The 10,282-nt window shown below is 37.5% G+C and carries 7 protein-coding genes; 4 read left to right on the top strand and 3 right to left on the bottom strand.

Going from position 1 to position 10,282, the window contains the following annotated elements; translation table 11 throughout:
• From VLB74_RS07390 to VLB74_RS07400, 3 genes are all read right to left on the bottom strand, one after another.
• On the bottom strand, positions 1-1,103 hold a 1,103-nt coding region (locus VLB74_RS07390; protein ID WP_325202819.1), incomplete at its 3' end, for an efflux RND transporter periplasmic adaptor subunit.
• Positions 1,104-1,136: 33 nt separating this feature from the next.
• Positions 1,137-5,480 carry a CusA/CzcA family heavy metal efflux RND transporter gene (locus tag VLB74_RS07395; RefSeq protein WP_325202820.1) on the bottom strand — a complete coding sequence of 1,448 codons (4,344 nt, stop codon included), beginning with the start codon at positions 5,478-5,480 and terminating at the stop codon, positions 1,137-1,139.
• A 73-nt stretch (positions 5,481-5,553) separates the two neighbouring features.
• Positions 5,554-5,943, bottom strand: a complete 390-nt coding sequence (locus tag VLB74_RS07400; RefSeq protein ID WP_325202821.1) for a hypothetical protein — start codon at positions 5,941-5,943, stop codon at positions 5,554-5,556.
• Between the two features lie 281 nt (positions 5,944-6,224).
• On the opposite strand from VLB74_RS07400, the gene VLB74_RS07405 reads away from it, so the two are divergent.
• From VLB74_RS07405 to VLB74_RS07420, 4 genes are all read left to right on the top strand, one after another.
• Positions 6,225-7,202: a Gfo/Idh/MocA family protein gene (locus VLB74_RS07405; protein ID WP_325202822.1), complete on the top strand. Its 978-nt coding sequence runs from the start codon at positions 6,225-6,227 to the stop codon at positions 7,200-7,202.
• A gap of 88 nt (positions 7,203-7,290) precedes the next feature.
• Positions 7,291-8,178: a 3-hydroxyacyl-CoA dehydrogenase family protein gene (locus tag VLB74_RS07410; RefSeq protein WP_325202823.1), complete on the top strand. Its 888-nt coding sequence runs from the start codon at positions 7,291-7,293 to the stop codon at positions 8,176-8,178.
• A gap of 67 nt (positions 8,179-8,245) precedes the next feature.
• A complete protein-coding gene (locus VLB74_RS07415) occupies positions 8,246-9,466 on the top strand; it encodes a DUF1015 domain-containing protein (RefSeq protein WP_325202824.1) in 1,221 nt (406 codons plus the stop codon).
• A 164-nt stretch (positions 9,467-9,630) separates the two neighbouring features.
• The coding region (locus tag VLB74_RS07420) for a YggS family pyridoxal phosphate-dependent enzyme (RefSeq protein ID WP_325202825.1) at positions 9,631-10,282 on the top strand (652 nt) is incomplete at its 3' end.

A 10,282-nucleotide genomic window follows, 5' to 3' on the forward strand; every position in this document is an offset into this window, starting at 1 on the left:
TTATTCACAATGGTTTTTCCTTTAAGCTCTTCATGATTCCTAATGGTAACAAAACCATTTTCCTCGGTTCCTAAATCCACTTCCTGCATTTTATAGGAACGCTTTTCTGTAACCACAAATACAAACTTTTTACCTTCAAAAGTTACTATACTTTGTTCCGGAAGGGAATTGTCAACAGAATTTATGGTTTCAACATCTGCGTTCATATACAAACCCGGAAGTAGTTCTTTTGCATAATTCGTAAAAGAACAATGAATTTCTGTCAGACCGTTCGTCGAAATACCGCTGCTGATAAGCATGATTCTCGCCTTGTATTTTTTGTCCGGTTGAGCGTTACTGTAAGCTGTAACCGATTGTCCGATCTTTAGGGAATTCACATCACTTTCATACACTTTCAGGTTCAGATGGATATCCGATGGGTTGATTAATTCAAACAGTACATCAGAAGGCGTAACGTACTTACCTACATTCACATTTACTTTACTCACAAAACCGTTAATCGGACTCAAAACCGAAATACTGTTGGAAATTTTGGACGCAGTTAATGTATTCGGATTAATATTGATAAGTTTCAGCTGCTCTCCCAAAGCATTCATGGCAACCTGCTGATTGGTCATCTCGGTTTGTGCCTGTTGCATCACTTTGTCGCTGGCCGCCTGACTTTGGCTTAAATCCCTTTGCCGGTTATAATCTAAAAGAGCATAACTGTATTTTGATTTTGCCTGCAGATAATTCTGTTGCAACTGAGCGTATTCCGGGTTTTCCATTGTTGCAATTACCTGTCCTTTTCGAATTGACATCCCCGGAAGAAGTTTGGTGTGTTTCAGATAACCTCCCAAGGGAACGCTAACCGAAATCATATTTTGTGGCGGTACATCAATTTTCCCGTTTAACTTTAAAACCGATGCTATATTTTTCTCAGACAATTTAGTAAAAGTCAATTCGGCGTTTTTTAATTGAGCATCGGTCAGGACCACTGTGTTTTCATCTGCTTTCGGTTCCGATTGTGGTTCCGATTGTGGTTCCGTTTTGCAATGCACTAAAAAAATCGGCAAACACAAAAGTAAAACGCACTTAAAGCCTTGATAAATAATTGATTTCATATTTTCAACAGAAGATGTATGTTTCATCTGATTTTAATTTAAATTAAGATAATTGATTTTAACAATACTTTCATTCAGCGCCCAAACCGCATCAACATAATTGTTCTGAATCGTCAGGGCCTGATTGACAAGCACAACGAAATCAAGATAATTGATCTCACCGTCAGCAAATTGCAGTTGCGCGGTTTTAAGTATGATTTCCGTATTTTTCAATCCTGTAGCCTGGTAATATTTTACGATTTCAAGATTGCTTTGGTATAATGAAAGAAGCTTACTGCGCTCTGTTTGCAGGGCCATATGAGTTGTTTGAAATTCCTGTTCGGCAATCTGTTCGGCAATTTTTGCAGTTTTCACCCGGGCACGCTGACCGAAAGTAAGAAAAGGCACTGATACACCGGCCTGGACGGCATTAAAACGATTGCCGGAAGTATAATTAACTCCATCCGGTCCAACTCCATTAAAACTGGCATTGTAATACCCGAGCACTACTGAAGGTAAAAGCTTGGCCTGCTCCACTTTAGTTTGTTTTTCTGCAATCTGTTTCTGATGCTCTACCTTAAGCAAATATGGGTTCTGCGAAATATCTTCCGTAGTTTCAGATAAAGTCAGAATCTGCTTTGGAGCATCCGGAACATATTGTTTCTCCGTATTAAGCAACAACTGAAACTCAAGTGAAGTCATTGTTATTTCCTGCCGAATCTGTTTCAGCCTAATCATTATCTCACTTTTTTGGTTTTCTGCCGTAGTTTTTTCCAGCACATTGCTTTCTCCTTTTCGCAAACGAAGTTCGGATTTTGCATAAAAATTACTGTACAGTGTGTCTGCTTTTTGTAAAAGTTGTTCTTTCTGTTGAAGATAAGCCAAAGCGTAAAAGGCTTGGGTAACCATTTTTTTAAGTTCATACTCCTTCAAAGAAACACTCAAAACACTTTGTTTCCATTCCTCTGTATTAAACTGCTTTTGCCTGCTGTAAAGTGTTGGAAACGCGAAACTTTGTGTAATGCCAAACCTTGTATCATTGTAAGCACTGTTGATCTGCCCGTAATCTGCTGTAAGATTGGTTTGGGGCAAATCTGCTGCAGTTTCGATTGTAGCTTTGGCATATTCTGATTTCATTTTTTCATTTTTCAGTTTATGATTATTCTCCAAAGCGGTCGCTATAGCCTTCTCCAGACTGATTTTTGTCTGTGCATTCGCCGACACTCCTGATATCATCATCAGTATAAGGATAACAGGTAATTTTTTTCTCAAGATATTCATGGAAATTCCTTTTTCAAATTGAATATATAAAAGAGGTAATACAAAAAGCGTTAAGAAAGTGGCAACAAGTAAACCTCCAATTACTACAGTTGCCAGCGGTCGTTGTACTTCGGCTCCGGCTCCATTGCTTAAAGCCATAGGCATAAAACCTAAAGAAGCTACAAATGCCGTCATTAAAACGGGACGTAAACGTTTTCTAGTACCTTCCACTACAATTCGTGTCAAATTGGTCATTCCCGTTTTTTTGAGTCGGTTGAATTCGGCAATCAGTACAATTCCATTCAAAACCGAAACACCGAAAAGAGCAATAAAACCAATACCGGCACTAATACTAAATGGCATGCCTCGAAGAACCAAGAAGAAGACACCTCCAATAGCGGATAAAGGAATTGCAGAATATATCAGTAAACTTTCTTTAATCGAATTAAATGCAAAAAAGAGTAAAAGGAAAATTAATACTAAAGAAACAGGAACGGCAATTAGTAAACGCTCTTTTGCCTGATTCAGATTTTCAAACGATCCGCCATATGTGATGGAATATCCTACAGGCAATTTGATCTGACTGGCAACTTTCTTCTGTAATTCCTCCACTATACTTTGTACATCGCGGTCTTTTACATTAAAACCTACGATAATTCTTCTTTGAGCATTTTCCCTTTGAATTTGATTGGGCCCGTCTTTGATTTCCACATCGGCTAATTGCTCCAATGGAATCTGTTCTCCGGAATCCGTCGGAATAAGAAGTTGTTGAATATCATTGACATTTTTTCTGTTATCATCTGTCAGACGTACTACCATATCGAAATGTTTTTCCCCTTCATACACCAAACCGGCAGTTTGTCCCGCAAAGGCAGTATTTACCACGCGATTTATATCCGAAATTGACAAACCGTACTGCGCAATTACAGGTCTGTTATATTGAATTATTACCTGCGGCATTCCTGTTACAGGTTCAATGTAAAGATTTTGAGCACCCTGAACCCCATTGACTATCTTACCGATTTTAGCGGCTGTAGAAGCAAGTGTATCCAGATGTTCACCAAATACTTTTACCACAACATCCTGACGGGCACCTGTCATCAGCTCATTGAAACGCATTTGTACCGGATATTGAAAACCAACAGTAATTCCGGGAACATCTTCCAACGCCTTACTCATCTTTTCGGAAAGCTCGGGGAATGATTTTGCGGATGTCCAATCAATTTTATCTTTGAGTACCACGATCATGTCGCTGGCGTCCATTGGCATTGGATCGGTCGGAACTTCTCCGCTGCCTATTTTGGTTACCACTTTCTCTACTTCCGGAAAACGACTTTTCAATATATGTGCTGCTTTTTGAGTACTTTCAATTGTAGTGGTTAGACTGCTTCCTTTTAAAACCCTTGTTTCTACAGCAAAATCACCTTCTTCCAAGGTTGGGATGAACTCTCCTCCCATTCGGGACAACGTAAAAACAGCTCCAGCAAAAAGAATTAAAACCGTTACCAACACAAACTTAGGCTGCTTTAAAATTCTAACCTGCAATTTTTGAAATGAAACTTCCACTCTTGTCATTATGCGATCGGAAAAATTAGGCCCCTGGTTAATTTTTCGACTTAATACATAAGAACTCATCATGGGTATATAAGTCAGCGATAACAAAAATGCTCCCAGCAAGGCAAAAGCAACGGTTTCCGCCATTGGTTTAAACATTTTTCCTTCGATACCCTGCAATGTTAAGATCGGTAAATAAACTATCAATATAATCATCTGCCCAAAAACTGCGCTGTTCATCATGATACTGGCTGAACCTATGACCGTGGTGTCCATTTCATTTTTAGACAGGTCAGTCATCTTGCGATATTTCGCATTATGCGACAAATGGTGCATGACAGATTCTACAATGATAACAGCACCGTCGATGATTAAACCGAAATCCAGCGCACCAAGACTCATCAGATTTCCGCTTACGCCAAAAAGATTCATCATACAAATGGCAAACAACATCGATAACGGAATCACGGAAGCTACAAGCAGGCCGGCACGAAGATTTCCTAAAAACAAAACCAGGACCAATACAACAATTAAGGCTCCTTCCAATAAATTAGTCTGTACCGTTCCGATGGCATTGTTAACCATTTTGGTACGGTCTAAAAAAGGCTCAATAACTACACCTTTGGGTAAGGTTTTCTGTATTTTAGCGATTTGCTCTTTTACATTTTTGATTACATGGTTACTGTTGGCGCCTTTAAGCATCATGACCACGGCACCGGCCACTTCCCCTTCATCGTTATAGCACATGGCTCCGTAACGTGTGGCGTAGCCCGTCCGCACTTCGGCTATGTCCCTTATAAAAAGAGGCGTTTCAATGTCTTTTACTTGAATCGCGATGTTTTTTATATCATCTACACTTCCGATTAGCCCTTCGCTTCGAATGTATAAAACGGTTGGTCCTTTCTCTATATATGCCCCTCCCGTATTTTGGTTATTACCTTCAAGAGCATCAAAAACATCATTAATCGTTACCCCGTGGGCACTTAGTTTATCAGAGCTGACCGCAATTTCAAACTGCTTCAATTTTCCGCCGAAACTACTCACCTCGGCAACGCCTTTTACACTAAGTAACTGCCGACGGACAATCCAATCCTGAATTGTTCGAAGCTCTGTTAAGCTGAATTGTTTCTCGTATCCTTTTTCCGGTCGGATAACATACTGATAGATTTCTCCCAACCCGGTTGAAATCGGTCCTAATTCCGGAGCTCCTATTCCTTTTGGAATCCTGTCCTGAACCTGTTTAATGCGTTCAGCTACCTGCTGCCTTGCCCAGTAAATATCGATATCGTCATCGAAAACAATAGTAACCAAAGACAACCCGAAACGGGAGAAACTTCGAACCTGAGAAGTCCCGGCTATATTACTAACGGATTGTTCTACCGGAAAAGTCACTAATCTTTCAATATCATTTGCCCCGAAAGAAGGTGCAATAGTGATGACCTGAACCTGATTATTAGTAATATCCGGAACCGCATCAATTGGTAATCTGGTGGTTTGATAAATGCCTATAATAACTAAGGCAACTATCATTAAACCTACAATGAGTTTATTCCTTACAGAAAACTCTATAATTTTAGTAAGCATAAATCTTATGTTAATTTAAATTTTTAAAAAACAGAAAATCAATCAAAAACTGATTTTCATTTAAAACAATAAATTAGCAAGATTTCGGGGGCTGCCAAATATTTGAAAGATAGGTTGATGTAAAAATAAAACCTTCATACATAAGGCTTTGTTTTTCTTCAACAAAGATAGCATTACTTATTAAAAAAACTTCGCTATCATCATCGGAAAGGAGTGCGATATCATACACACTATTTTGAGAAAATGTTTTGAAGGGAAGTTGCATGTCGCGATCCAAATCTTTATCATAATCGCTGCTTTTAGAATAATGCAGGCATAAGAAATCCCAAAAATCAATGTTTGGGCTGTCTTCTCTGTGTTCAGTAAAATGTTCTATTAAAACAGGAAATTTCAGTAGTTCCCTCAATTGGGTAGTTCCAAGAAGATATAGTGAAAGAAGTAATATAACTACTGATTTTTTCATTACTCAAATTTAGCAAGAATATTGTTCCAATTACATGACTTAAGACATTTTAAGCAAAATTTAATGAAGTATTTTGCCCACATTTACAATCATAATCCTTCTTAAGCAGAACTTTTTTAATATTAATTTACATTTTTTTGCAAAAAGACATTTTTTTAGAATAATTTTGAATCACCAAAAGTTTATGTCTCCTGTTTAGTTTTTTTATAAAGATTATTAGGAAACAGAATTAGTGAAAAACAATTAAAAAACATTGCCAACACATATTTTACCATAAAAATATGAATAAACCACTCAAAGTAGGCGTTTTAGGTGCGGGTCACCTTGGAAAAATACATTTACGATTACTCAATCAGTCTGAAAAATATGAATTAGTAGGCTTTTACGATGAAAATCAGGAATACGCCGAAAAAATTGCTGCCGAATTTGGTTATAAACGATTCGATACCATAGCAAAATTAATCCACGCCGTAGACGTTGTTGATATTGTAACACCTACCCTTTCCCACTATAAATGCGCCAAAGTCGCCATCAAATCAGGAAAACACGTTTTTATTGAAAAACCGATTTCCACTACTGTAGAAGAGGCCGAAGAGATTATAGCTTTAGCCAAAGAATATAATGTTAAAGGTCAGGTTGGTCATGTGGAACGTTTCAATCCGGCGTTTAAGGCTGTGAAAGATAAAATTGAAAATCCGATGTTTATCGAAACGCACCGATTGGCTGAATTCAATCCGAGAGGTACTGATGTTCCGGTAGTTCTGGATTTGATGATACACGACATTGATGCTATTTTAAGCGTTGTCAATTCAAAAGTGGCAACTGTGAGTGCAAGCGGTGTTTCTGTAATAAGTGATTCTCCAGACATTTCTAATGCAAGAATTGAGTTTGAAAACGGTTGTGTGGCCAATATCACGTCCAGCCGAATTTCAATGAAAAACATGCGTAAATCACGTTTTTTCCAAAAAGATGCTTACATCTCTGTAGACTATCTTGACAAAGTATGTGAAGTCGTTAAAATGAAAGATGCACCTGATGTTCCGGGTGATTTCGACATGATTTTACAGAATGCGGAAGGCATTAAAAAACAAATCTATTACGATAATCCGTCAATTGAACAAAACAATGCTATTTTAGACGAACTGGAAACTTTCGCAGATGCAATCAATAACAATACGACCCCTGTAGTAACGCTGGAACAGGCTACCGAAGCACTACGTGTTGCCTATCAGATTATCGACTGCATGGAAAAAAAATAAAAAAATCAACCGCAGATTCACGGATTAAAAAATCAGTGTTAATCAGGGTAAAAAAATCTTTAAAATTTCTTAAATCTTAAAATACAAAATGAAAAACATAGCTGTAATCGGATCAGGAACCATGGGCAACGGAATAGCTCACACTTTTGCACAATCAGGTTTCACCGTAAAATTGATTGATATTTCAGAAAAAGCCCTGGAAAAAGGAATGGCAACAATAGCTGCTAACCTTGACCGTATGGTTGCAAAAGGTTCTATTACCGAAGAAGATAAACACAAAACTATCGGAAACATCATCACATATACTGATGTAAAAGACGGTGTTGTAGGTTGTGATTTAGTAGTGGAAGCTGCTACAGAAAATGTTGTATTAAAATTAAACATCTTCAAACAATTAAGCGAAGTTTGTGATCATAACGCAATTTTAGCTACCAATACATCTTCAATTTCAATTACGCAAATTGCTGCACAGGTAGTTCATCCTGAAAGAGTTATCGGAATGCACTTTATGAATCCGGTGCCTATTATGAAATTGGTTGAAATCATCCGCGGTTATAACACTTCTGATGAAGTTACTAAAATCATCATGGATCTTTCCGTTAAATTAGGTAAAGTTCCAACCGAAGTAAATGACTACCCTGGATTCGTTGCTAACCGTATTTTAATGCCGATGATTAACGAATCTATCGAAACATTATACAATGGCGTTGCTGGTGTTCAGGAAATCGATACGGTTATGAAATTAGGTATGGCACACCCAATGGGACCACTTCAATTAGCTGATTTTATCGGACTTGACGTATGTTTGTCCATCTTAAACGTAATGTACGACGGATTCAAAAACCCTAAATATGCACCATGTCCGTTATTGGTAAATATGGTAATGGCAGGAAAACTTGGAGTAAAATCCGGAGAAGGTTTCTACGATTATTCCGAAAGCAAAAAAGCAGAGAAAGTTTCTAAACAATTTGCATAAAAGTCACAGTTTTCAGTCGCAGTTTTCAGAGTTTTGAATACTGCGACTGGGACTGTAAACTAAAAATATGGCCAAAATAATTCCTTTCAAGGCAGTCCGTCCTACACCTGATAAAGTCAGTCTTATAACTTCACGATCTTACGATGATTATGGAGCAGCCGAACTTGCAGCCCAGCTTGAGTTTAACCCGTTTTCTTTCCTGCACATTCTTAATCCGGCGTATGTAAACCAACAGAAGTTAGGTTGGGAAAAGCGTTTTAAATTGGTTGAGCACAAATACCTGGATTTTAAGAATGAAGGAATTTTGATTCAGGAAGAAAGCCCGGTGTTTTATGTCTATGAAATTCATTCAAACCGACATACATTTACAGGTATTTTAGCCGGAACCTCTGTGGAAGATTACCAAAAGAATATTATCAGAAAACATGAGGACACACTTCAGTACCGTGTGGATTTATTTAAGGATTATTTACACGAAACCGGTTTTAATACCGAACCGGTCTTAATAACATATAAAGACAATCCGATACTTTCCGAGTGGATTGCTAACAAGAAAAAATCACGCCCTGTTTACGAATTTTCGACCACCAACAAGGAAAAACATATTCTTTGGTCGGTTTCTGATTTGGATGAAATCAATTGGCTGGAGAAACAATTCTCGGAAATTGGTACGTTGTACATCGCAGATGGTCACCACCGTTCTGCTTCATCTGAATTACTGTACGAAGAAAATAAGGCGTCCGGAAACGAAAACCTGAATTATTTCATGAGTTTCCTTATTCCGGATTCGAATGTTAAGATTTACGAATACAATCGGGTAATAAGCGATTTAAACGGTCACTCGAAAGACGATTTCATTAAAGAAATTGCTAAAAACTTCATCATAAAAACCAAAAAACAAGAGTTGTGGAAACCGAAACACAAGTTTGAATTCGGAATGTACCTTGATGGTGAATTTTACGCTTTACGATTGAAAGAAGAACAATTTTCATTTAAAAATGTTCTTGAACGATTAGATGCACAAATTTTATACGATACCATCTTACAACCCGTTTTAGGACTTGGCGATTTACGAACCGATGAGCGCATCGCCTATGTTCCCGGAACAAAATCAATTACTTCAATAAAGGATATGGTTGACAGCGGGGAACACAAAGTAGGTTTCATGCTCTACCCTATCAATATTGAGGAAATTAAAGCCATAGCTGATCTAAACATGATTATGCCTCCAAAAAGCACTTATATAGAACCTAAATTCAGAAGTGGTTTGGTGGTGTATGAGTTGTGATTTTTTCAGAAAATAGAATAAAGAGTAAAGAAAAAAGATTTTTCATATTGAAAAAAGAAGAATTTCGTTGATATCAGGTTTTGAGTTTTTTTCCCTTTCTTTACTAATTTTGTAAGGAGATTTATTTGAAATCTATTATTAATTCCTGATTTTAAACAATTACCATGTCAATTCAATCCAATCTTCAGCATATAAATTCCACATTACCAGCCGATGTAACTTTGGTAGCCGTTTCTAAAACCAAACCGGTTAGTGATTTGATGGAAGCTTACGAAGCCGGTCAGCGCATTTTCGGAGAAAATAAAGTTCAGGAAATGACTGAAAAGTGGCAACAAATGCCAAAAGACATTCAGTGGCACATGATTGGCCATGTCCAAACGAATAAGGTGAAATACATGGTCCCTTTTGTAAAACTGATTCATGGAGTGGACAGCTTTAAATTATTGAAAGAAATTGACAGACAAGGCAAACGATACAGAAAAACAATCAACTGTCTGCTTCAGGTTTATATTGCCGAAGAAGAAACCAAATTCGGATTAAGCGAAAATGAAATTGATGAAATTCTGAATTCAGAAGAGTTTAAAAATTTTCAGAACATTAGAATCGTTGGTTTGATGGGAATGGCAACGTTCACAGAGAACCAGGAACAAATCAAAAAAGAGTTTCAGCATCTTAAACAGATTTTCGACAAATACAAAGAGTTTTCAGCTTTCAACTTTAACCTTTCCATTCTGTCCATGGGAATGTCAGGTGATTATGAACTCGCAATTAAATGCGGGAGTAATATGGTTCGGATTGGAAGTAGTATATTTGGAG

It is taken from the genome of Flavobacterium sp. (genome assembly GCF_035456225.1).
In the GTDB taxonomy this organism is placed as follows: domain Bacteria; phylum Bacteroidota; class Bacteroidia; order Flavobacteriales; family Flavobacteriaceae; genus Flavobacterium.